Here is a 22,178-nt window from a genome sequence, read left to right on the forward strand (position 1 = left end):
CCGACCACGCACAACGGAGAGCCCATGGATCACTCGACGACCTCTGCTCAGCTGACCCTGGGGGAGAAGTCTCTCGACCTCGCCCACGTCCCCGCGGTGGAGGGCAACTCCGGCATCGCGATCGGACCCCTGCGCAAGGAGACCGGTGACGTCACCTACGACCCCGGCTTCATGAACACCGCGAACGCCAAGTCCTCGATCACCTACATCGACGGTGACGAGGGCATCCTGCGCTACCGCGGGTACCCCATCGAGCAGCTCGCCGAGAAGTCCACCTACCTCGAGGTCGCGTACCTCCTGGTCAACGGCGAGCTCCCCACGAAGGGCCAGCTCGACAACTTCGAGGCACAGGTCGAGCGCCGCACCCTGCTCGACGAGCGCTTCAAGCACCTCTTCGACGGCTACCCCCGCGACGCCCACCCGATGGCGGTGCTGCAGGCCGGCGTCTCAGGCCTGTCAACCTTCTACCAGGACTCCCTGGACCCCTTCGATGAGGAGCAGGTGCGGATCTCCTCGGTGCGCCTGCTGGCGAAGCTGCCGACGATGGCCGCCTACGCCCACCGCATCGCCCAGGGCCACGCGCTGCTGTACCCGGACAACCGGCTCTCGCTGATCGAGAACTTCTTGCGCCTGACCTTCGGGTTCCCAGTCGAGGACTACATCGCCGATCCGGTGATCGTGCGGGCCATGGAGCAGCTGCTCATCCTCCACGCCGACCACGAGCAGAACTGCTCGACCTCCGCGGTCCGCCTGGTGGGCTCCGCGCAGGCGAACCTGTTCACCTCGGTCTCCGCCGGCATCGGCGCGCTCTCCGGGCCCGCCCACGGCGGGGCCAACGCGGCCGTGATGGAGATGCTCGACCAGATCCAGGCCGAGAACATCGATCCGCGCGACTTCATGGAGAAGGTCAAGCGCAAGGAGGACGGGATCCGCCTGATGGGCTTCGGCCACCGGGTGTACAAGAACTACGATCCCCGCGCCCGCCTCGTCAAGAAGATCGCCGACGACGTCCTCGAGCGCCTCGGCGTCAACGACGAGAAGCTCGAGCTGGCGATGAAGCTCGAGGAGATCGCCCTCCAGGACGACTACTTCGTCGAGCGCAAGCTCTACCCGAACGTCGACTTCTACACCGGCCTGATCTACAAGGCGATCGGCTTCCCGACGGAGATGTTCACCGTCCTGTTCGCGATCGGCCGCCTGCCCGGATGGATCGCCCAGTGGCAGGAGATGATCCACGACCCGGAGACCAAGATCGGTCGCCCGCGTCAGATCTACACCGGTCACGCCCAGCGCTCCTACAAGGCGATGGAGGATCGCACCGGCACCAGCGAGCTGCGTCTGGCCGAGCTGAAGGCCGATATCGACAAGCGCGGCTGAGCAGAGACTCGACGAGGCAGGGCGTTCAGGAGCATCCTGGGCGCCCTGCCTCGCTTGTCACGGGGGTTCTGGACGGGACTGGGCCAGCGGGTCACCGCCCGCTGACCAGCACCACCACGCGGTCCGCCGCGCCGCCGTCGGCCTCGCCCCAGCGCTCGGACTCCTCGCCGCGCAGCGAACGGTCCCAGACGCGTCCCTGATAGGACACCTGCACCACGCCATCGTCTGCCGCGCGGGCGACGGCCCAGTTCGCGAGCGCCCAGCCGAGCGTCTCATCGCCTCCGGTGTCGATCACCAGCGCGGTCGCTCCCGCATCGGCGGGCAGCTGCGGTGCAGAGCCCGAGGCGGAGGAGAGGCTCGAGGTGAGTCGCCCGGACTCGGTGGCGCGCGGGAACTGGCGCGCCAGCTCGCTGCGGAGCTGCTCGGGAGAGACGGTGGAGCCGACGGCGCCCAGGGTGCACACCAGGTTCGCGCCGCTCTGCCCCGTCAGCGCCGAGGCGTACAGCCGCCCCTCGGTCTCGTGATCGCGGTAGGCCTCGGGATGACCGGAGCGCTGGACCTCCTGCGCGACGTCGTTGATGTCCGCGCTCTGATAGTCGGGGATCGCCTCCAGCACGTCGTAGAAGGCGTTGGTGGAGTAGACCGGATCCATGATCTCCGCCTCGGTGCCCCAGTCCTGCGAGGGACGCTGCTGGAACAGGCCCAGCGAGTCCCTGTCCCCGTAGTCGATGTTCTGCAGCTGCGACTCCTGATAGGCGGTCGCGAGCGCGATCGATGCCGCGCGGGGCGGCATGCCGCGGTCCACCGCGGTCGCGCTGATCAGCGCCGCGTTGGCGACCCTGTCGGTGCTGTAGCGGTGACTGGTGCCGAGCCCAGAGGCCACGCAGGTGCCCTCATGGGCGGGGGAGCCGTAGCGTTGCAGCGCCACATAGCTGCCGCCCGCGATCCCCGTGAACAGCAGCACCATGATCAGGGGGACTGCGAGATGGCGGGCGAGGGAACGGGATCGTCCCTGCGTGTTCCGGCCAGCACGTGCCGCCATCTCGGATCCTCCCTGTGCCTGCGTCAGTTCGAGTGCAGAGCGGCGTTGAGCTCGACGGTCTGGCCCTCCCGGGCCACCGCCTGCACCGCCCCGGTCAGCGAATCGCGACGGAACAGCAGGTTCGGCACACCGGAGAGGTCACGGGCCTTGACCACGTGGGCCACGTCGGGCACTGCGCTCGGCTCTCCGATGACTTTCACCTTGGTGCCCGCGGTGATGTACAGCCCCGCCTCGACCACGCAGTCGTCGCCGAGCGCGATGCCCACGCCGGACTCGGCACCCAGCAGGGAGCGGCGGCCGATGCTCACGCGCTCGGCGCCGCCGCCGGAGAGGGTGCCCATGGTGGAGGCGCCGCCGCCGATATCGGAGCCGTCGCCCACGGTGACGCCCTGGGAGATGCGACCCTCGACCATCGAGGTGCCCAGAGTGCCGGCGTTGAAGTTCACGAAGCCCTCATGCATCACGGTGGTGCCGTCGGCCAGATGTGCGCCCAGGCGCACCCGGTCCGCATCGCCGATGCGGACGCCGCTGGGCATCACGTAGTCGACCATGCGAGGGAACTTGTCGACGCTGAGCACGGTGGGGGCGCGCCCCGCGGAGATCAGGCGCAGGCGGGTCTCCTCGAATCCCGCCACGGCGCAGGGACCCTCGGAGGTCCACACCACGTTGGTGAGCGTGTCGAACAGGCCCTCGAGGTTCTGGGCGTTGGGCTGGACCAGGCGGTGGGAGAGCAGGTGCAGGCGCAGGTAGGCATCAGCGGCGTCGGCCGGCGGCGGCGGCCAGATCGATCGCGCGCACCACGACCTCCTGGCTGGTGCCGCGCACCTCGTCGGCGCGCGCGGCGGAGCTCAGCTGGGCATGCAATGGGTGGCTCTCGGGAGCCGACGGCGCCTCACCCAGCTGCGGGGCGGGGTACCAGGCATCGAGGGTCGATCCGTCGGCGGCGACGGTGCTGAGGCCGATCCCCCAGGCGTGGGTGCCGGGGAGTCCGTCGCCGTCGTAGTCATGGGGCGAGTCTACGAAGCAAGTGCGGGGGAACGCTCGTCCTGCCCGCCGGGCGGGGCGAACCGCACATCGGTGCTGAGGGGTGCCCGCAGTTCGGTCAGCTCTGTTCGCGGGCGCTGACAGCAGCGCCCTCTGCGCCGTCGGGCTCGAGGCCCTGCTCGCCCACGACGGCCCAGAGCACGCGCAGAGCATGAGCCTTCTGAGGCAAATCGGGATCCTCGGGAGCGAAGGCGAGGTCCTCGTCCCGGTTCAGGCGGTTGTACTCGCTGATGATCTCTCCGATCCGCCGGTTCATCTCCTGCGCCTGCTGCGTCGAGAGCCGCATCGTTGTCGCGACTAGCTGGCCGAGCCCTTCCTCGGGCTCCGTCCCCGCTGCGGTGCTGCGGGCGATCTCCGCCGCCCATGCTGAGCGCATCCAGTCGAGGACCGCGATCGACATCGCCCCGCTCGCGGCGCGATACTCGGGATCGCGCTCGCGCGGATCGTTGACCGAGCCGGCGCTGATGTCGCCGAAGGTTCCCTGCCCGAGCTTCCAGACCCGGTCCCGGCGGTCGCGCGCTGCTTCCGGTGCGTCCACGATCACGCCTCCGCGGGCGAGGATTCGCAGGTGGTAGCTCACGGAGTTGGCTGGGATGCCGAGATCGGCCGCGAGGTCCGCGGCGCGCGCGGTGCCTCGCCGGCCGATGTGGTCCATGAGGTCGAGCCGCAGCGGGTGGGCGAGGGCCCGCAGCTGCTCGCGGCTCGCATGCCGATCGGTCGATCTCTGTGACCCGTTGCTGTCCTCGGTGCTGCTCATGGCGAGAGTCTACGAAGATCGGCCGCAACGGGCGACATTTGGTGCGCAAGAATTATTGCGCAAGATAACGTGCGGGACTACTGTGTGCCCATGACGACCGCTGATCTCGCCGCACCGCCGACGCTCCGCTCGCTGCCCGAATACCGCCGCTGGCTCATCGGTGATCTCTGCCTCGACATCGGCACCGGGATCGGGATGTTCGCCTTCCCGCTGATCACCTTCATGGTCACCGGCTCGCTCGGCGCTACCGGGCTGGTGGGCCTGGTGCAGGGGCTGGGATCGCTAGCCGGGATGATCCCGGGCGGGCTGCTCGCCGACAGGTGCGAGCGGCGCCGGCTACGACTGTTCGCGGGAGTGACCGGGATGCTGGTGCAGACCGTGCTCATCGCGGTCCTCGCCGCGGGTTGGGGGAGTCTGGTCGCGCTCGCCGTCCTGGCTTTCGTTGACCGGCTGCGCGGAGCCCTGCTCGGTACGGCGTCCAATGCCATGCTCAAACAGATCGTGCCTCCCGCACTGCTGCCGAGGGCCTTCGCGATCAACGAGGGCCGCGAGGCCGCAGTCGAGATGGGGTCTGGGCCGTTGGGCGGGGCGCTGCTGGGGATCTCGATCCTCTTCCCGCCGCTGGCGCAGCTGCTGGGCAACGCCGGTTCCGTGCTCGCCACCCTCTCGATGCGCGGCAGGTATCGGCCCCACCTCGAGGGCGCGCCGCCCACCCGGGTGCGGGACGATCTGCGGGAGGCTCTCGCCTGGACTCTCTCCCAGCGCATCCGGCTGCAGCTGATGGGGGTTGCGATCACCGTGAACCTCGGCGTCAACGGTCTGATCCTCGCAGTGATCCTGAACCTCGCCTCCGAGGGCGTCCCCGCGGCGCGGATCGGCCTGCTGAACACTGTGCTCGCAGCATCGATCCTGGCCGGTGCGATCGCCGCGCCGCGCCTGGTGGACCGGGCTCCCACCGGAGCGGTCGCCATCGCGCCGCTGCTGCTGATGGCCGCGGCCGGAGCGTTCATCCCCTTCGCACCCGGGATGCTGTGGATCGCCGCGGCCTACGCCCTGATGGGGCTCGGCCTGGCACCGTTGAACGCTGCGACCCAGGGATTCTTCATGCACATCACCCCGGTGGCGATGCAGGGGCGCCTCGGCGCGCTGCTGGGTCTGGTCTCGATGGGGCTGATGCCGCTGGGGCCCGTGCTTGCCGGATGGGGCCTGGAACTGGTCGGGCCCCTGCCGACGATGCTGCTGTTCGCAGCCATCACGCTGATGGGCGCACTGATCGCACTGCTGGGGCCGGACCTGCGCCGGATCCCGGTCGCCGCCCGGTGGGAGAGCTACGCCCGAGAGCAGGGCCTGGCAGCAGAGGACGACCGCCCCGACGAGGGATGAAGCCGCGGACGTCGCACTCCGCGCACCGCCAGGCCACGACTCTCAGATCGTGCGTGGCTCCTCCTGCACCGCCGTCGGCCCGATCCACGCGGCAGCCCGTGCCCGGCGGGTCACCCGCAGCAGGCGGCGGGAGCGCACATACACGGCGAGCACCGAGACCACGAGCGCGGCGGCCCCGCCTCCCAGCAGCCACGGGGCGAGCGCCCCGTTCTCGGAGTTGTTCCCGAGCATCAGGGTGATCAGCAGCAGCGCCGCCCCGGCCACGATCGCGAGCACCCCGGCGCCCACCAGCAGCGCTGGCCCGAGCGACTGCAGCACTGCGGGGCCGGCCGATACGCCCTGCAACGGCCGACGCAGCGGCAGGCCACGGCCGAGCTGACCGGGCCGCGAGACCGCCCAGTTCAGCAGATGGCGGTCCCGGCGACGGGTCGCCACGGAACCCACCACCGCTGCCGCGATGGCGACGAGCAGCACCGCGATGCCCCACGGCATGGCCTGCTGCGCGAGATCCGCGGAAGGGCCTCCCTCGCGCACGCCTTGCAGCACGATCGGCACCACGCAGCCCGCTGCGACGACGAGCAGCAGCCCTTCGACGATCCGCAGCGGAAGCTGACGCGCCCGCTGCTCGGCCTCCGCAGCGGACTCGAGCTCGTCGGCCACCGGATCGGCGCCCTCCTCGAGCACCACGCGACGCTCATCGGCCAGGCGCTGGACGAACTCCTCGGCGTGGTGGCCGGCGCGCAGGGACGGCGCGTACTGCGCTCGCTGCGCAGCGGTGAGCCAGGCCGTCATCACCAGGGCGTCGGCCGAAGCCCGCTCCTCAGGCAGCAGGTCGGCGTTCACCGCAGCGCGGAGCCGGGCCGCCTGACGACCCCCAAGAAAGCCCGTGGGCGTCGCCGGCCCGCTGGGCGGCAGATGTCTCGGCGGCGGTGCAGGAGTCGACATGGCGACATGCTCCCAGATGGACGCCGCCGCGGGGGACGCCACAGCGCGAGATCGTGCAGAGGCGATGGATCCCCGCGCCATACTTGAGGGATGACCGCAGCCACCGATCCCGTCCGCACCCTCGCCGTCATCGGTGCGGGGCGCGGGGGACCGCCATCGTCGAACGCCTGGTCGCCGCGTCGAACGGTCCGCACTGGCAGGGCGGGCTCACGGTGCACCTGGTCGACCCCCAGGTGGGGCGCGGCGGTGCGATCTGGAGCCATGACCAGTCCGAAGTGCTGCTGATGAACACCACCACCTGCCAGACCACGATGTACCCCGATGAGTCCTGCCACGCCGTGCTGCCCGCCCAGCGCGCCGAGACCCTCGCGGACCATCTCGCCGCGGAGGGCGTGGCACCCACCGACTTCGCCTCGCGCGCGGCCCATGGCCGCTACCTCGCCCACGTGCTGGCCACGGCGCACGCCGACGCCGACCCCGCCCGCCTGCGCATCGTCGAGCACGCCGCCGAAGCAGTCGACGTGACCGGCCCGGCCGACGGCCCCCAGCGGGTGCGGCTGTCCGACGGGCGGGTGCTGCGCGCCGATGCGGTGGCGCTCGCGCTCGGGCACCTGCCCACCGCGCTCAGCCCCCGCTCGCAGCAGCTGGCCGACGCCGCCGAGCACCACGGCCTGGTCCATATCGGCCCCGCGAACCCGCTCGAGGTGGACTACGCCTCCCTGCTGGGGAGGGAGGCTGTCGCCGTCCAGGGCATGGGGTTGAACTTCTATGACGCCATCGGCATGCTCACGGATGTCGCCGGCGGCCGCTTCGAGCCCGATGACTCCGCTCCCTCGGGCCTGCGCTACCTCCCCGGGGGTGGCGAGCCGCGCCTGGTGGTCGGTTCCCGCTCCGGCATGGTCTACCGTCCCAAGCCCGATCTCGGCGCGCAGATGCCCGAGCCCTGGATCCCGCAGGTGCTCACCGGGGAGCGCGTGCTCGAGCTGGCCGTGCGTCCGCCCGGCGTCGATCATGAGCGCGAGGTGATGCCGCTGCTGCTGGCAGAGCTGCGCCGTGCCCTGGACGAGGCGGGACATCACGCGCTGGCGAACGATGCGGCGCTGATCGACCTGCTGTTCCCCTTCGGACGCCGCGGTGCCGCCGCGCCGGGAATGGGAACCGAGCCGCACCGGCGCACCCGGGACGTCCTGCGGCAGGCACTGCGCGCCGCCTCCGAGCCCGATCCCGCCTGGGTGCTGATCTACCGGGTGCTGATCGCGTTGCGCATCCAGGTCAACCGTCTCACCGACCTCGGTGCCTACACCACCGATTCCGTGCGGCAGGACATCGACGGCCACCTGCGCAACGCCTTCGCCTCCTGGGCCTCGGGCCCGCCCGTTCTGCGAGCCCGTCAGGTGCTCGCCCTCGAGGAGGCGGGGCTGTTGGAGTTCACCGGTCCGCGCATGCACCTGGACATCGACGAGGGGGCCGGCCGCTACGCCGTCCACGGAGCGGAGGGGACGGTGACGATGTGCGACGGGGTGCTCGAGGCGCATCTGCCGCCGGTGGACCTGCCTGCCTACCGCAGCGCCCTGCTCGGTGCCTGGCGCGAACGCGGAGAGGTCCAGAAAGACTCCTGGGCCTCACGCGGCACCAGGCGCCGGATGCTCACCGGCTCGATCGCGGTGGACGGCCTCTACGCGCCGATCGGCGTGGACGGCACGGTGTACGAGCGCAGGCTCATGGTGGGGGTGCCGGTGAGCACCGCCCAGCCGGGCTCCTCGATCACCGCCGAGCCCGGCACCGGGGCGCAGCTGCTGCGCCACGCCGAGGCGGTCGCGCTGCGCCTGGCCAGGGTCGGGGGAGCGCTCGCCGACGACGTGCCACGATGACGCCCATGAGCAACCAGGCAGCACCCGTCCTCGACCCCCGCTCCGACATCGCCGACCTCACCGCCGCGATCGTGGACATCGAATCCGTCTCCGGCAACGAGAAGGCGCTCGCGGACGCCGTCGAGGCGGCGCTGCGCGAGCATGCCCCGCACCTGGAGGTGCTGCGCGACAGGGACACCGTCATCGCCCGCACCCACCGCGGGCTGCCCCAGCGGGTGCTTCTGGCCGGGCACCTGGACACCGTGCCGCTGGCGGACAACCTGCCCTCCACCCGTCGCACCCGAGACGGCCGCGAGGAGCTCGTGGGCCGGGGAACCTGCGACATGAAGGGCGGAGTGGCGGTGTTCCTCAAGCTCGCCGTCGAAGCCGATTCCGCGCCGTCGGACCTCACCTGGATCTTCTACGACCACGAGGAGGTCGCCGCGGCGGACAACGCTCTCACGCGGATCGCCGACGAGCACCCCGAGTACCTCGAGGCGGACTTCGCGATCCTCGGCGAGCCCACCTCGGCGGGGGTCGAAGGGGGCTGCAAGGGCACCATGAAGCTCGAGGTCACCGCCCGCGGCATCGCCGCGCACTCTGCCCGCGACTGGGTGGGTGACAACGCCATCCATCACCTCGCACCCGTCCTGGAGCGACTGGCCGCCTATGAGGCGCGCCGCGCGGTGATCGACGGGCTCGAGTACCGCGAGTGCCTCAACGCGGTCTCGATCTGCGGCGGCATTGCCGGCAACGTGATCCCCGATCGGGTCAGCGCCGTGCTGAACTACCGCTTCGCTCCGGACACCTCCCTCGAGCAGGCCGAAGCGCACGTCCGGGAAGTCCTCGCCGGGCTGGACCTGGAGATCGAGGTGACCGATGCCGCCGGCGGTGCGCTGCCGGGGCTGGACAACGACGCTGCCCGTGGTTTCCTCGCCGCGCTCGGGCAGGACGTGCCGCTCGCCGCCAAGCAGGGATGGACCGACGTGGCACGCTTCTCCGCGCTGGGCACCCCCGCGGTGAACTTCGGCCCCGGCGACCCGCTGCTCGCCCACACCGACGACGAGCACGTGCCGCTCGCGGACCTCGAGGCCGCTCTGGCGGGACTGCGCCGATTCCTCGCCGCCTGACCGCTACGCTCGTTCCATGACCCCAGAGGAACGACAGCACCACCGCAAGGGACCGATCACGCTGAGCGGCTCCCAGCGCCCGGACCGCACCACCGACCAGCGTCTCCTGGAGGAGGACGGCTCCGGCCAGTGGGTGCATTCCGATCCGTGGCGGGTGATGCGGATCCAGTCCGAGTTCGTCGAAGGGTTCGGCGCGCTCGCCGAGCTCGGCCCCGCCATCTCCATCTTCGGCTCTGCCCGACTGGACGAGGACGATCCCCACTACCAGTCCACGGTCGAGATCGCCAAGGGCATCGTCGAGCTGGGCTACGCGGTCATCACCGGTGGCGGCCCCGGCATCATGGAGGCCGGAAACCGCGGTGCGAAGGAGGCCGGCGGCGTCTCGGTGGGACTGGGCATCGAGCTGCCGTACGAGACGGGCCTGAACGACTACGTCGACCTCGGTGTCGATTTCCGGTACTTCTTCGTCCGCAAGACGATGTTCGTGAAGTACTCCAGCGGTTACGTGGTGATGCCGGGCGGCTTCGGCACCTTCGACGAGCTGTTCGAGGCGCTGTGCCTGATGCAGACCCACAAGATCGATCTGTTCCCCGTGGTCCTGGTGGGGCGCGCCTACTGGCAGGGCCTGCTGGACTGGCTGCGCACCGCAGTGGTGGAAGGCGGGATGATCAACCCGCTGGACGTCGACCTGATGCGGGTGGTGGACACTCCCGAGGAGGCGCTCGAGGTGCTGCGCGAGGCCGCTGAGAGGGAGGCCGCCGCGCAACAGGCGGAGCGCGGACTATGACCACAGTCGGTCCGATCGTGCTGCTCCTGCTGCTGGTCGCAGTGCTGGTCGCAGTGCTCATGGTGGGGGTCGCGAGGGGCCGGATCGGGGACGGGATCGACCTCCCGGCGAGGCCTCATCGGGCTCGGCGTGCGAAAAGGTCCCAAGACCTGAGATAATGGCCACCGTACGCGCATTTCCCGAGGCCCCGTCCGGGGGCCACGCAAGGGAAGTGACACACCAAGGAGGCACGCGATGGCTGCTATGAAGCCGCGCACCGGGGACGGTCCGCTCGAAGTCGTGAAGGAGGGACGCAGCATCATCATGCGCGTCCCGCTCGAGGGGGCGGCCGGCTGGTCGTCGAGATCGCCGCGTCGGAAGCCGTGGAGCTGCGGGACGCCCTCGAGGGCGTCATCGAGTAGCACTCAACGCCCCGAACCTCGGCCCCGCACCGCTCGGTGCGGGGCCGAGGTCGTCCTGGGACGCTTCAGCCCGCACCTGCGGGGCTCAGGTGCGCAGCACCGCTGCCAGCACCCCGTCGCCGCTGCCGGTGAGCACGGCGACCAGGTCCTCGGACTCGCTGATTGCCCTCAGCAGCGCCCGCACCGCCTGGGTGGTCGCATCCCGCGCCGTCGGATCGGCGACCCGGTCGTGATACAGGGCGTGGGGGATCACCAGCACTCCGCCCGGGCGGAGCAGGCGGCGGGCGTGCTCGAGCAGATCCAGCGCATGCGGGGCATGGGCGGGGAAGCTGACGAGATCGTAGGCATGGTCGGTGAGGCGCCCGACCACGTCGCGGGGACGCCCGGCGATGGTCCGCACCCGGGGGAGCGGATGCCCGCCTCGGCGAAGGCCTCTCGGGCCGCGCGCTGGTTCTCGAGCTCGAGGTCGATCGTGGTGAGCACGCCGTCCGGGTGCATCCCGGAGAGCAGATAGAGCGAGCCGACACCGCTGCCGGTGCCGATCTCGACCGCGGAGCGCGCGTGCACAGCGGCGGCGAGCACCCGCATCAGCGCCCCGGCACCCGGGAGCACCGGCGTGGCACCGAGCTCGTTGCCGCGTTCCCTGGCGCGCGCGAGGACGCCGTCGTCGGAGAAGAGGGTCGTCTCGTCGACGAACTCCTCACCATGGGCCCAGCTGGCCACCTTTCCCGACGACATCAGCGCATCCTCTCCCTTCGCCCGTGAGACCTGGCCGATCCTACGACAGCCGTCGCTCCTGTGAGCCCAGAGCGGCTCGCGATGCAATAATGGCACTGCATCAGCGAACTTCGACACATACAGGTGGACAATGGGCGGCACCGGATTCATCGGCCTCGGCGGGTGGGAGATCGTCGTCCTGCTCATCGTGTTCCTGGTGTTCGTCGGGCCTCAGCGGCTCCCCGACGTCACCCGCCAGCTGATCCAGTGGGTGCGTCAGGCCCGGCGTTGGGTCGAGGACTCCCGCACCACGGTCGAGGACGAGATGGGCATCGCCATCGAGGACCTCAAGAAGTACGACCCGCGCCAGTACGATCCCCGTCGGATCATCCGCGAAGCCTGGGGCGACACCGATCCGTCCGAGCTGCTGCCCAGCAAGGACTCGCTGTCCATCGCCGCCGGCGGGGCCGCCGCCGCAGGCGTGGCCGCCAAGAAGGGCTCGAAGGCGGGCTCCAAGTCGAAGAAGGACGACGGGCCCAAGCGGGCCCCATTCGACGACGAAGCCACCTGAGTCGAGCCCGGCGCGCCCCCGCCGGCAGGGTCAGGCGACCGACAGCGGCAGCTTCATCCCACCCAGTCCTCGAGGCTTGCGCACGAGCGCACGGGCCACGCCCTTGAGCGCCATCGACGTCGGCGAGTCCGGGTCGGAGAGCACCAGCGGCAGCCCCTCATCCGCGCCCTCGCGCAGTGCGGGGTCCAGCCCCACCCGTCCCAGAACCGGCACGTCGTGGCCCACGGCCCGGGCGAGCGTCGCGGCGACGCGGTCTCCGCCTCCGCTGCCGAACACGTCCATCACGGTGCCGTCGGGCAGGGTCAGCCCGGACATGTTCTCGACCACCCCGGCGATCTCCTGATCCGTCGAGGTGGACAGCGAACCCACCCGCTCGGCCACGGTGGAGGCCGACTGCTGCGGGGTGGTCACCACGACCATCTGCGCACTGGGCAGCAGCTGCGCCACAGAGATCGCCACGTCCCCGGTGCCGGGCGGGAGATCCAGCAGGAGCACGTCGAGGTCGCCCCAGAACACGTCCGAGGCGAACTGCTCGATGGCCCGGTGCATCTTCGGACCGCGCCAGACGACGGCCTGCCCCTCGGGCACGAACATGCCGATGCTCATCACCGCCACGCCGTGGGCCTCCGGGGGCATCAGCAGGTCCGCGACCTTCGTGGGCTGATCGGAGATCCCGAACATCCCGGGCATCGAGAAGCCGTGGATGTCGGCGTCGATCACCCCGACGCGCAGCCCGTCGGCCGCCATCGCTGCGGCGAGATTCGCGGTCACGGTGGACTTGCCGACCCCGCCCTTGCCGGAGGAGATCGCGAAGATGCGGGTCAGGGAGCCCGGCTGGTTGAAGGGGATCTGGCGACGTCCCTGCCGCAGTCGCGTGGTGAGCGTGGTGCGCTGCTCCTCGGTCATCGCGCTGGTGGACACCTCGACCCGGGCGAGCCCGGGGACGGTCGCGGTCGCCTCGGCGGTGTCGCGCTCGATGCGATCCCGCATCGGGCAGCCTTCGATCGTCACCAGCACGTGGACCTTCGCCGTGCCGTCCGCATCGATCGTCACGGAATCGACCATGCCCAGCTCTGTGATCGGGCGATGGATCTCGGGATCCATCACCCCGTTCAGCGCCTCATGGATCTGGGCGACGCGATCGTCGCCTCCGGTCTGCTCGGGGAGTGCTGCTCGGATGTGCTCACTGGGTGTGCTGCTCCTTCGACGAGTTGGTGCCGTCGCCTGTCTCGCGCCGGTCCAGCGCGGCTTCGACCTCCTCACGGAGGATCGTGCGCAGGTCATCGGCGGAGGGGGCGGGTGCGGGGGACCCTCGAGATCCTCGAGGAGGTCGCGCAGCTCTCCGCGCACGAAGTCGCGGGTCGCGACGTCGTTCAGGGCGAGCCGCAGTGAGGCGATCTCCCGCGTGATGTAGTCGGTGGTGGCGTGGTTGCGGTCGTTGGACTGACGGTCCTGCTCGACCTGCACGCGGTCGCGGTCGTCCTGCCGGTTCTGCGCGAGCAGCAGCAGGGGAGCGGCGTAGGAGGCCTGCAGCGAGAGGATCAGCGTCAACAGGGTGAAGTTCAGGGCACGGGGATCGAACTGTGCCGACTCCGGCATGATCGAGTTCCAGGTCAGCCATACGGCGCAGAAGATGGTCATGCCGACCAGGAACGCCGGGGTGCCCATCATTCGGGCGAACCCCTCCGCACCACGTCCGAAGGCATCCCCGCGGAAGGGATTGCGCAGCAGCGGCCGTCGGCGCGGTGCCGGATCGTCGAGCGGGGCGGGATTGCGCTCAGCCATGCTCACACCCCCTTCATACGATCCGCGGCAGCGTCATCCTCGGCGCTTCGGGCCGTGGCCCGAGCGATCTGGGAGAGGTCGATCTGGCCGGTGGTGGGCGGGGGCTCGTCCTGCTCGCGCCAGTCATCGGGCAGGACATGGTCGAGCACGTCATCAACGGTGACCGCGCCCAGCAGCCGGCCTTCCTCATCGATCACCGGGATCGAGACCAGGTTGTAGGTGGCCATCTCGCGCGTCACGACGGACAGCGAGACGGTGGGCTCGACGGCTACCCGGTCCGGGTCGATGATCTCGCCGACGGCACGGTCCGGACGCTCTCGCAGCAGCTGCTGGAAATGGACGATGCCCAGCAGCTTCCCGGTGGGGGTCTCGAGCGGGGAGCGGCACACGTGCACCGTCGAGGCGAGCGCCGCGTGCACCGCCTCGCGGCTGATCATCGCCAGGCAGTGCGCGACCGTGGTCTCCGGCGCCACGATCAGAGGCTCGGTGGTCATCATGCCGCCGGCGGTGTACTCGTCGTAGGCGAGCAGACGACGGACGTCCTCGGCCTCCTCCGGCTCCATCAGGCTCAGCAGATGGGAGGCGACCGACTCCGGCAGCTCCTGGACCAGGTCGGCGGCGTCGTCGGGGTCCATCGCATCCAGCACGTCCGCGGCGCGCTTGGCGTCCATCCCGGTGACCACCTCGACGCGGACGTCCTCGGGCAGCTCCTCGAGCACGTCGGCGAGGCGCTCATCGGCCAGCTCGCCGGCCAGCTCGATGCGCCGCTTGGGCTCGAGCTCCTGGAGGATCTCTGCGAGGTCGGCCGGGTTGAGGTCCTGGTAGGAGGCGGCCAGCAGATGCGCGGACTGCTCCGCCTGGGACCCGTAGAGGCCCGAGACCTCGCTCAGCTCGACGGTGAGCGTCTGACCTCGGGAGACCAGCCGGCTGAGCGAGCTGCCCTTGGGGCGCCTGCGCAGGTGGAGCCGCGAGACGTCCCAGTCGCGGTGCCGGTTCTGATCCAGGGCGATGTCGAGCACGGTCGCCTCACCCGAGCCGTCGTTCAGCGTCACCGCACGGTCCAGCAGGTCGCCGATCACCAGCAGCTCGCCGGTGCGCTTCTCGAAGCGCCGCACGTTGAGCACCCCGGTGGAGATCACCTGGCCGGCGGAGATCGCGGTGACCCGGGTGATGGGCAGGAACACCCGCCGCTTCACCGACACCTCGACCACGAGGCCCACGGCCCGCGCGCTCGTGCGCGTCTGCGGCACCACCACCACGTCGCGGACCGTCGCCACCACGTCCCCGATCGGATCGAAGACGCTGGTGCCGGCGAGCCGGGCCGCGTAGAAGCGCGGAGACGCGGTGGTGCTCACTGGCGGAGCCCGGCGATCCAGCGCTCGATGTCGTCCGCACGGCGAGGGCGGCGGCCGAGAGGTTCTCGACGCCGTCGGCGGTCACCAGCACGTCATCCTCGATGCGCACCCCGATGCCCCGCAGCTCCTCGGGCACCAGGAGATCGTTCTCCTTGAAGTACAGCCCCGGCTCGATGGTGAAGACCATCCCCGGCTCCAGCTCGGCGTCGAGGTACATCTCGCGGCGGGCCTGGGCGCAGTCGTGGACGTCCATCCCGAGATGGTGGCTGGTGCCGTGCGGCATCCAGCGCCGGTGCCACTGGCCCTCGGGGAGAGGGACTCCTCGGCGGTGCCGGGGAGCAGGCCCCACTCCGCGAGCGTGTGCGCGAGGACCTCCATCGCCGCGGCGTGCAGCTCGCGGAAGCGCAGACCGGGGCGCGCCACCGCGAAGGCGGCGTCCGCCGCTTCGAGCACGGCCTCGTAGACCTTGCGCTGGACGGGGAGAAGGTGCCCGAGACCGGCAGGGTGCGCGTGACATCGGCGGTGTAGAGGGAATCGACCTCGACACCGGCATCGATCAGGACCAGCTCGTCGCCCCGCACCACGCCGTCGTTGCGGATCCAGTGCAGGGTGCAGGCGTGATCGCCGGCGGCGGCGATGGTGTCGTACCCGACCCCGTTGCCATCTGCGCGGGCGGCCGCCGCGAACACTCCCTCGATGACGCGCTCCCCGCGGGGATGACCCACGGCCCGCGGCAGGTGGCGGATGACGTCCTCGAAGCCGCGGATGGTGGCATCGACGGCCTCCCGCATCTGCCCGACCTCGTACTCGTCCTTGATCAGACGCTGCTCGCTGGCAGCCTCCTTGAGGGCGGCATTCTCCGCCGCCGCCTCGTCCCCGCCGGGCAGACCGTTCTGGGCACGGATCTCCTCGACCATCGCCTCGACGGCCGCATCGGTGCTGGGCATCACGCTCAGCGACAGCTGGGCGCCGACGTCCTTGGCGAGATGGTCGCGCAGCTCGTCGATGTGCCGCACCTCGATGCCGAGGCGCTGGGAGGCCTCGGTGAGGGTGGGGCGGCGGCCCACCCACATCTCGCCGTAGCGGGCGTCAGCGTAGAACTCGCTGGTGTCGAACCCGGCACGGGGACGGAAGAAGTACGTCGCCTGCGCAGTCTGCGGATCCTCCGCGGTCGGCTCGACCACGAGCACGCTGTCGGGCTCCTCATCGGTGCCCAGCCCTGAGTAGTACGCGAAGGCGGTATCGGGGCGGAACGGGTAGTCGGTGTCGTTCGAGCGCACCTTCAGCACTCCGGCGGGCAGCACCAGCCGGGTGGCGGGCAGGCGCCGCACCAGCGCGTCGCGGCGGGGTGGGGTGAAATCTGCCGAGTCGAGGCGCGCGGCATCGGGGACGGTCTCGTCCCAGCCGGAGGAGATGAACTCGCGGAAGGCCTCGTTGCTGGGGCGCTGCGAGCGGGAGTCGCCGCGCGAGGCGAGCTCCTTCATCCGTTCGCTGTGGTCGGTGCTCTCGGTGGTGTTGACGTTCTCGGTGTTCACACCACGATGTTCTCACGTTGCGGTCTACCCTGGTCGTATGAGTGAGAGGTCCGACTCCGGAAGCACGCAGCGCATCGACCTGCACTCCCACACCTCGTGGTCCGATGGGACCACGAGTGTCGAGGAGCTGTTCGCCCAGGCACGCACGGCGGGTCTGGACGTGCTCGCCCTGACCGACCACGACACCGTGGCCGGCTGGCCCGAGCTGCCGCAGGCAGTCGCCGACAGCGGGGTCGCCGCGGTGCCGGGCATCGAGGTCTCGGGCGAGGACGACAGCCGCAGCGTGCACATCCTCGCGCTCCTGGTGGATCCCTCCGAGCACTCCGAGCTGGCGGCCGAGATGGCCAGCGCCCGCGCCTCGAGGGTCGAGCGGGCACAGCGGATGGTGGAGCTGATCTCGGCGGACCATCCGATCAGCTGGGAGGACGTCACGGCGCAGGTGGCCGGGGACACCACCGTGCTCGGCCGCCCCCACATCGCCGATGCGCTGGTGGTCGCCGGGGTGGTGCCGGACCGCTCCGCCGCCTTCACCGAGGTGCTGAAGCCCTCCGGCCCCTACTACGTGCCCTACTACGCTCCGTCGCCGCTGGACGCGGTCCGCGCGATCCGGGAGGCGGGAGGGGTCTCGATCATCGCCCACCCCGGCTCGGTGACGCGGGACGACGATCTCCCGCTCGGCCTGCTCGAGGCGATGGTCGAGGCTGGCCTGGACGGCATCGAGGTCGACCATCGCGAGCACGACGACACCGAGACCGCCCGGCTGCGGGAGTTCGCCCGACGGCACGATCTGCTGATCACCGGCGGCAGCGACTTCCACGGGACGGGCAAACCCAACCGGCTGGGGGAGAACCTCACCGCCCCCGAGGTCCTCGAGGAGATCGAGGCGCGGGCCACCAGCGGCACCCGGGTCATCCGCCCCTGACGCAGAACGGCGGCCCAGGACCGTCGTGGTCATGGGCCGCCGTGATGCTGAGGGTCTCAGCCCTCCTGCGGGCCCGAGCTCTGGCCGCCGCCGGAGCGACCGCGACCACCGCGGGAGCGGCGACGACGCGTACGGCCCTCGCCCTCGCCGGAGGCGGACTCTGCGGCCTCTGAGCCGCGGGACTCGGCGACCGGGGCCTCGGCGACCACCTCGCCGTTGACCCGGCGGGTGCGCGAGCGGGAACGGCGCGGACGCTCTGCTGCGGGCACGGAGCTCACCGGTGCGTCAGTGGTCGCCGCCGCGTCGGTGCTCTGCTGGCGCTCTCCGCTGTCCGCAGAGGTGCTGCGGCCCCGGCCCTCGTCACTCCGGGCGCGGCCGCCGCTGCGGCCACCACGACCGCCCTCGCGGCCGCTTTCACGACTGCGGCCGCCCTCGCCACCACGGCCGCCTTCACGACTGCGTCCGCCCTCGCGACCACGGCCGCTGTCACGCCCGCTGCGCGAGCCGCGTGCGGAGGAATCAGGGCCGCCGAGGTCCTCGAGCTCCTCTGCCTCCAGGCCCTCACGCGTGCGTGCGCCCTTGGGGAGCGTGCCCTTCGCCTCGGCGGGGATGTCGAGCTGGGCGAACAGGTGCTCCGAGGTGGAGTACGTCTCCTCGGCCTCGGTGGACTCCAGGCCCAGCTGACGGGCGATGAGGGCCCAGCGTGCCAGGTCCTCCCAGTCCACGAACGTGACCGCGGTGCCCTTCTTGCCCGCGCGGCCGGTGCGTCCGGTGCGGTGGAGGTAGGTCTTGTCGTCGTCCGGGCAGTTCCAGTTCACGACATGGGTGACGTCGGTGACGTCGATGCCGCGGGCGGCGACGTCGGTCGCGACCAGCACGTCGATCTTGCCGTTGCGGAAGGCACGCAGCGCCTGCTCGCGGGCACCCTGGCCGAGGTCGCCGTGCAGCGGCGCAGCCGCGAAGCCGCGATCGGCGAGATCGCCGGCGACCCGGTCCGCCTGGCGCTTGGTGCGCATGAAGATGATCGTCAGACCGCGGCCGCGGGCCTGCAGGATGCGGGCCATCACCTCGATCTTGTCGAGCTGGTGCGCCCGGTAGACGACCTGCTTGATGTCCGCCTTGGTGCGGGCTTCGTCGCCCGGATCCTGTGCACGGATGTGCGTGGGCTGCTTCATGAACCGGCGAGCCAGTGCCATGATCGGGCCGGGCATGGTGGCGGAGAACAGCATCGTCTGCCGATCGCCCGGCACTGCCTGCAGCAGCTTCTCGATGTCCTCGAGGAAGCCGAGATCGAGCATCTCGTCCGCCTCGTCGAGCACCGCGTTGCGCACGTGGGACAGATCCAGGTACTTCTGGCGCATCAGGTCGATCAGGCGACCGGGGTGCCGACCACGACCTCGACGCCCTTCTCGAGCGCCTCGATCTGCGGCTCGTAGGCGCGGCCGCCGTAGACGGTGAGGATCCGGATCGGACGCTTCGCCGAGGCTGTCTCCAGATCCTTGGCGACCTGCACCGCGAGCTCACGGGTGGGCAGCACCACGAGGGCCTGCGGCTTCCCGATCTGACGGTTCTTCGGGTTGGGCTCGCCGGTGCCACTGCGTTCTGCAGCAGCGGGATGCCGAAGCCGAGCGTCTTGCCGGTGCCGGTCTTGGCCTGGCCGATGATGTCGCGGCCGCGCAAGGCGACAGGCAGGGTCAGGGACTGGATCGGGAAGGGGTGGTGATGCCCTTCGCAGCCAGCGCCTCGACGATGTCCGTACGGACGTCGAAGTCAGCGAAGGTCTGCTCCGGCTCGGGCTGTGCGGAGGTGCCGGAGCTCTGCTCGACGGCGGGGAGGCCGACACGGCCTCATCGGTGTGCGGGATTGTTTCAGGCACCGTTCAACTCTCTGATCATGGATATGCACGGCCATCGTAGCCCCCATGACCGTGCCTACCCCTCGATCAGCCCGCCGATGTGCTCAACCCTGTCCACCATCACTGGGCTCGGGCAGGGGGCTGACCGGATCGGTCGGGGTGACGCGGTCCTCGTCGGGAAGGCCTTCACCCGGCTCGACCTCCTGCTCCGGCGGGACCGTGCCCTCCGGGGTCTCGGCGCCCTCGGGCACCTCGAGCTCCGGGACCTCCTCCGGCATCTGGGAACGCTGGATGGAGACAGAGACCAGTCCCAGCCCGCCCATGACGATGTCGTCATAGGCCACCAGGCGGCGGGTGTCCTGATCGAAGTACAGCATCCGAGCCGTCAGCTCGAGAGGATCATCGCCCTGCAGCACCGGGGAGACCCCGCCCGAGGCGAGCGCGCCACCGGTCGACCCCACGGTCAACCAGTCCGTGCCGGAATCCTCGCGGTCCAGCTCGACGTTCGAGGTGTGCATGTGCCCGGACAGCACCATCGGCACACGCCCCAGCAGACCCTCGGGCTTGGTCGGATCATGGAGCAGGGCGAGGTCCACAGGGGCCTCGGGATGCTCCCCGTCGTACTCCTGGATCGTGTCGCCGAGCTGGAAGGTGCTGGCGATCACGGCCTCGTCGCCCTCGCGCCAGCCACCCGCATCGGAGTCGTCGTCGGCCGCGAAGCGCGGGTCCCCGATGCCGGCGATGCGCAGCCCGGCCACCTCGACCACCTCGTTGTCGACCACGGTCGCGTTCGGCTGCGCGTCGATCATCGCAGCGGCTGCGGCGCCGTCATGGTTGCCGCTGATGTAGACGTACGGGACATCGAGGGAGCCGATCGTGCGCAGCAGCTCGTTCTCCAGCGGCGTGCCCCAGGAGACGATGTCGCCGGTGTCGATGACCACGTCGATCGCGAACTGCGAATGCAGCTGATCGATGACGTCGTAGGCCTGCGGATTGTCGTGGATGTCCGAGACGTGCAGGACGGTGATCAGGTTCTCCTGGTTCAGACCCACCGGCAGCGAATCCGCAGCGATGTACAGCGCCGAGACCTGCCCCACGAACTCGGCGAGGGTGTCGCGATAGCTCTGGTAGTCGATCACCGTGCCGTGACCGAGGTCGGCGATGTAGGCGGCCTGGGAGAGCAGCCCTTCGAACTTCGGCTGGTTGAGCGACTCGGGGAGAACGTCAGCGAGGTCGCGCCCACCGACGCGCCGACCACGGCGACCGCGCTGCCACCGGCGGCCAGCGCGCGCCGCACACGGCGGAAGGTGAGGCCGACGGCGAGCCCGGCTCCCGCGGCCGCGAACAGTGCGTTCAACGCAGCGTTCTTGGCTGCGGCGGCGGTGATCGCCTCCGGAGCGGTCTGCTGGAGCTCGGCGAAACCCGAATCGGCGTAGAAGAGGGCCTCCGCCTTCTCGACGTCCACCCCCTTCACCCTGGCCTCGATCCGCACCGGGGCGATGTGCGAATCGAACGCCACCTCGCCCACAGGAGGCAGCAGGAGCACGGTCTCCGAGGAGAACGAGGGCCGAAGATGCACGCTCGCGGTCAGGGGCCCGACCTCGACCTTGGTGGCGGGGACGAGCAGCAGACCGAGGATCGCGCCCAGCACCGCCACCACCGCCGTGGTGGTGACGTGCAGCAGGCGTGCACGTCGCTGCCGCAGCCGCCTGCGCCGGACGGGGAGGCGGCAGCCGCCTCCGTGTCGGGCTCGGGACCGGTCGAGTCGTCCTCGACCGGGTCAGTCCGGGTGGGGGCTCGACCTCGCCAGGGGTCATAGGAGATCAGCCGAGGAAGCCGACGCGGCGGGGCTCCTCGGTGGAGACCTCGGCATAGGCGACCTTCGCGCCCGGGATCAGCACGGTGCGGCCCTTGTCGTCCACGAGGGTGACCGGGGAGCCGTCGGCGATGGCGCTGCTGAGCCGCTCGAGCAGGACGTCGGACTTCTCCTCGGACTCGATCACGATCTCGCGAGGGGAGTGCTGGATGCCGATACGGATCTCCATGACCTGTCCTTCCGTCCGCCCGGAGGGCGGGAACGCTCGTTGCTGTGCCGCTGGAAGTCTACGCGTCAGCGGAGGACGAGGGCTCGGTGTCCGCCCCGAGCACAACACCGGAGATCCGCGGGTTCTCCAACGGCGCGAAACCCGTCAGCCCGTGCACCATCGTGGTGGTCATCGTGTCGAGGGTCGACTCGCGCTCGGCCTCGTCCGCCGCACCGTGCAGCAGCTGCGCCGTGGTCTGGGTGACGGCGATGAACGCCCGCCCCAGCGCCCGGGACTGCTCGGTGCTGACCTGCCGGGAGGCGGTCAGCACCCCGCCAGCTCGATGGCCAGCCGGTCCAGCACCTCGCCGACGCGCTCCTGGACGGCCTCCGAGATCACCTCGTGGCCGGTGAACAGACGCAGCGAGTTGTCCAGCGCCACGAACTGGTAGAAGCGATGCAGACCGCTGCGGACACGGGAGGTGGTGTCGCCCTCGTGATCGCCCAGGGCCCGCACCTCGGCGAGCATCGATTCCGCGATGATGTCGAGCACCTCGACGTACAGCGACTCTTTGGAGTCGAAGTGCTGATAGAGGACGGGCTTGGTGACACCGGCCGCAGCGGCGATGTCATCCATCGAGGTGGACTGGAACCCCTTGTCGGTGAACACTCGCGTGGCGAGTTCGAGCAGCTGGGTGC

The 22,178-nt window shown here is 70.5% G+C and carries 17 protein-coding genes and 6 pseudogenes; 8 read left to right on the forward strand and 15 right to left on the reverse strand.

The features are described 5' to 3' along the window. Positions 1 to 24 precede the first annotated feature (24 nt). Positions 25 to 1,377: a citrate synthase gene (locus tag H3H54_RS06735; RefSeq protein WP_262426012.1), complete on the forward strand. Its 1,353-nt coding sequence runs from the start codon at positions 25 to 27 to the stop codon at positions 1,375 to 1,377. A gap of 91 nt (positions 1,378 to 1,468) precedes the next feature. Here H3H54_RS06735 and H3H54_RS06740 read toward each other — a convergent pair whose 3' ends face one another. The 3 genes and pseudogenes from H3H54_RS06740 to H3H54_RS06750 form a co-directional block, all read right to left on the reverse strand. Further along, positions 1,469 to 2,419 carry a hypothetical protein gene (locus H3H54_RS06740; RefSeq protein WP_262426013.1) on the reverse strand — a complete coding sequence of 317 codons (951 nt, stop codon included), beginning with the start codon at positions 2,417 to 2,419 and terminating at the stop codon, positions 1,469 to 1,471. A gap of 23 nt (positions 2,420 to 2,442) precedes the next feature. After that, positions 2,443 to 3,382: pseudogene (dapD, locus tag H3H54_RS06745) on the reverse strand (2,3,4,5-tetrahydropyridine-2,6-dicarboxylate N-succinyltransferase). 139 nt (positions 3,383 to 3,521) lie between these two features. Beyond that, entirely contained in the window at positions 3,522 to 4,220 is a 699-nt protein-coding gene (locus tag H3H54_RS06750; protein WP_262426014.1) for a helix-turn-helix domain-containing protein, read from the reverse strand. A gap of 90 nt (positions 4,221 to 4,310) precedes the next feature. Here H3H54_RS06750 and H3H54_RS06755 point away from each other — a divergent pair, with 90 nt between their 5' ends. Next, entirely contained in the window at positions 4,311 to 5,603 is a 1,293-nt protein-coding gene (locus tag H3H54_RS06755; RefSeq protein WP_262426015.1) for an MFS transporter, read from the forward strand. A 42-nt stretch (positions 5,604 to 5,645) separates the two neighbouring features. Here H3H54_RS06755 and H3H54_RS06760 read toward each other — a convergent pair whose 3' ends face one another. Beyond that, the gene (locus tag H3H54_RS06760) at positions 5,646 to 6,446 is read right to left on the reverse strand and encodes a hypothetical protein (protein WP_262426016.1); all 801 of its coding nucleotides are present in this window, start codon (positions 6,444 to 6,446) and stop codon (positions 5,646 to 5,648) included. Positions 6,447 to 6,601: 155 nt separating this feature from the next. Here H3H54_RS06760 and H3H54_RS06765 point away from each other — a divergent pair, with 155 nt between their 5' ends. From H3H54_RS06765 to H3H54_RS06780, 4 genes and pseudogenes are all read left to right on the forward strand, one after another. Further along, a complete protein-coding gene (locus tag H3H54_RS06765) occupies positions 6,602 to 8,419 on the forward strand; it encodes an FAD/NAD(P)-binding protein (protein WP_262426017.1) in 1,818 nt (605 codons plus the stop codon). A 5-nt stretch (positions 8,420 to 8,424) separates the two neighbouring features. Next, positions 8,425 to 9,528 carry a succinyl-diaminopimelate desuccinylase gene (gene dapE / locus H3H54_RS06770; protein ID WP_262426018.1) on the forward strand — a complete coding sequence of 368 codons (1,104 nt, stop codon included), beginning with the start codon at positions 8,425 to 8,427 and terminating at the stop codon, positions 9,526 to 9,528. A 16-nt stretch (positions 9,529 to 9,544) separates the two neighbouring features. Next, positions 9,545 to 10,315 carry a TIGR00730 family Rossman fold protein gene (locus H3H54_RS06775; protein WP_262426019.1) on the forward strand — a complete coding sequence of 257 codons (771 nt, stop codon included), beginning with the start codon at positions 9,545 to 9,547 and terminating at the stop codon, positions 10,313 to 10,315. A 234-nt stretch (positions 10,316 to 10,549) separates the two neighbouring features. Further along, positions 10,550 to 10,716 (forward strand): annotated as a pseudogene (locus H3H54_RS06780) (DUF3117 domain-containing protein). Between the two features lie 85 nt (positions 10,717 to 10,801). On the opposite strand, the pseudogene H3H54_RS06785 reads toward H3H54_RS06780, so the two are convergent. Continuing rightward, positions 10,802 to 11,454: pseudogene (locus tag H3H54_RS06785) on the reverse strand (O-methyltransferase). Between the two features lie 130 nt (positions 11,455 to 11,584). On the opposite strand from H3H54_RS06785, the gene H3H54_RS06790 reads away from it, so the two are divergent. After that, entirely contained in the window at positions 11,585 to 12,004 is a 420-nt protein-coding gene (locus H3H54_RS06790) for a twin-arginine translocase TatA/TatE family subunit (protein WP_262426020.1), read from the forward strand. Positions 12,005 to 12,034: 30 nt separating this feature from the next. On the opposite strand, the gene H3H54_RS06795 is transcribed toward H3H54_RS06790, so the two are convergent. From H3H54_RS06795 to H3H54_RS06810, 4 genes and pseudogenes are all read right to left on the reverse strand, one after another. After that, positions 12,035 to 13,183: an Mrp/NBP35 family ATP-binding protein gene (locus tag H3H54_RS06795; protein ID WP_262426419.1), complete on the reverse strand. Its 1,149-nt coding sequence runs from the start codon at positions 13,181 to 13,183 to the stop codon at positions 12,035 to 12,037. A gap of 234 nt (positions 13,184 to 13,417) precedes the next feature. Further along, positions 13,418 to 13,789 (reverse strand): annotated as a pseudogene (locus H3H54_RS18770) (DUF1003 domain-containing protein); the annotation flags it as partial. 2 nt (positions 13,790 to 13,791) lie between these two features. After that, positions 13,792 to 15,144 carry a magnesium transporter MgtE N-terminal domain-containing protein gene (locus H3H54_RS06805; RefSeq protein WP_262426021.1) on the reverse strand — a complete coding sequence of 451 codons (1,353 nt, stop codon included), beginning with the start codon at positions 15,142 to 15,144 and terminating at the stop codon, positions 13,792 to 13,794. Beyond that, a pseudogene (locus tag H3H54_RS06810) lies at positions 15,141 to 16,679 on the reverse strand (aminopeptidase P family protein). Before H3H54_RS06810 ends, H3H54_RS06805 begins: the two are co-directional and overlap by 4 nt. A 37-nt stretch (positions 16,680 to 16,716) precedes the next feature. Here H3H54_RS06810 and H3H54_RS06815 point away from each other — a divergent pair. Next, entirely contained in the window at positions 16,717 to 17,601 is an 885-nt protein-coding gene (locus H3H54_RS06815; RefSeq protein WP_262426420.1) for a PHP domain-containing protein, read from the forward strand. Positions 17,602 to 17,657: 56 nt separating this feature from the next. On the opposite strand, the pseudogene H3H54_RS06820 reads toward H3H54_RS06815, so the two are convergent. From H3H54_RS06820 to H3H54_RS06845, 6 genes and pseudogenes are all read right to left on the reverse strand, one after another. Then, positions 17,658 to 19,444 (reverse strand): annotated as a pseudogene (locus tag H3H54_RS06820) (DEAD/DEAH box helicase). A gap of 116 nt (positions 19,445 to 19,560) precedes the next feature. After that, positions 19,561 to 20,595: a metallophosphoesterase gene (locus H3H54_RS06825; RefSeq protein ID WP_262426022.1), complete on the reverse strand. Its 1,035-nt coding sequence runs from the start codon at positions 20,593 to 20,595 to the stop codon at positions 19,561 to 19,563. Next, positions 20,592 to 21,116 carry a hypothetical protein gene (locus tag H3H54_RS06830; protein WP_262426023.1) on the reverse strand — a complete coding sequence of 175 codons (525 nt, stop codon included), beginning with the start codon at positions 21,114 to 21,116 and terminating at the stop codon, positions 20,592 to 20,594. The genes H3H54_RS06825 and H3H54_RS06830 overlap by 4 nt, the downstream gene beginning before the upstream one ends. A 163-nt stretch (positions 21,117 to 21,279) precedes the next feature. Then, positions 21,280 to 21,501 (reverse strand): DUF3107 domain-containing protein, encoded by a 222-nt coding sequence (locus H3H54_RS06835; RefSeq protein ID WP_262426024.1) that lies wholly within the window; start codon positions 21,499 to 21,501, stop codon positions 21,280 to 21,282. 58 nt (positions 21,502 to 21,559) lie between these two features. Next, positions 21,560 to 21,811 (reverse strand): hypothetical protein, encoded by a 252-nt coding sequence (locus H3H54_RS06840; RefSeq protein WP_262426025.1) that lies wholly within the window; start codon positions 21,809 to 21,811, stop codon positions 21,560 to 21,562. Then, on the reverse strand, positions 21,805 to 22,149 hold the full coding sequence (locus tag H3H54_RS06845; RefSeq protein WP_262426026.1) for a TetR/AcrR family transcriptional regulator: 345 nt from the start codon (positions 22,147 to 22,149) through the stop codon (positions 21,805 to 21,807). Before H3H54_RS06845 ends, H3H54_RS06840 begins: the two co-directional genes overlap by 7 nt. Positions 22,150 to 22,178 lie beyond the last annotated feature (29 nt).

The sequence above is a fragment of the Brachybacterium sp. Z12 genome (genome assembly GCF_014400405.1).
Taxonomy (GTDB): domain Bacteria; phylum Actinomycetota; class Actinomycetes; order Actinomycetales; family Dermabacteraceae; genus Brachybacterium.

Excerpts from the sequence above, each read along its gene's own strand:
- H3H54_RS06735 (WP_262426012.1), top strand. The coding sequence starts at position 25 with ATGGATCACTCGACGACCTCTGCTCAGCTGACCCTGGGGGAGAAGTCT.
- H3H54_RS06740 (WP_262426013.1), bottom strand. The coding sequence starts at position 2,419 with ATGGCGGCACGTGCTGGCCGGAACACGCAGGGACGATCCCGTTCCCTC.
- H3H54_RS06750 (WP_262426014.1), bottom strand. The coding sequence starts at position 4,220 with ATGAGCAGCACCGAGGACAGCAACGGGTCACAGAGATCGACCGATCGG.
- H3H54_RS06755 (WP_262426015.1), top strand. The coding sequence starts at position 4,311 with ATGACGACCGCTGATCTCGCCGCACCGCCGACGCTCCGCTCGCTGCCC.
- dapE (WP_262426018.1), top strand. The coding sequence starts at position 8,425 with ATGAGCAACCAGGCAGCACCCGTCCTCGACCCCCGCTCCGACATCGCC.
- H3H54_RS06775 (WP_262426019.1), top strand. The coding sequence starts at position 9,545 with ATGACCCCAGAGGAACGACAGCACCACCGCAAGGGACCGATCACGCTG.
- H3H54_RS06790 (WP_262426020.1), top strand. The coding sequence starts at position 11,585 with ATGGGCGGCACCGGATTCATCGGCCTCGGCGGGTGGGAGATCGTCGTC.
- H3H54_RS06815 (WP_262426420.1), top strand. The coding sequence starts at position 16,717 with ATGAGTGAGAGGTCCGACTCCGGAAGCACGCAGCGCATCGACCTGCAC.
- H3H54_RS06835 (WP_262426024.1), bottom strand. The coding sequence starts at position 21,501 with ATGGAGATCCGTATCGGCATCCAGCACTCCCCTCGCGAGATCGTGATC.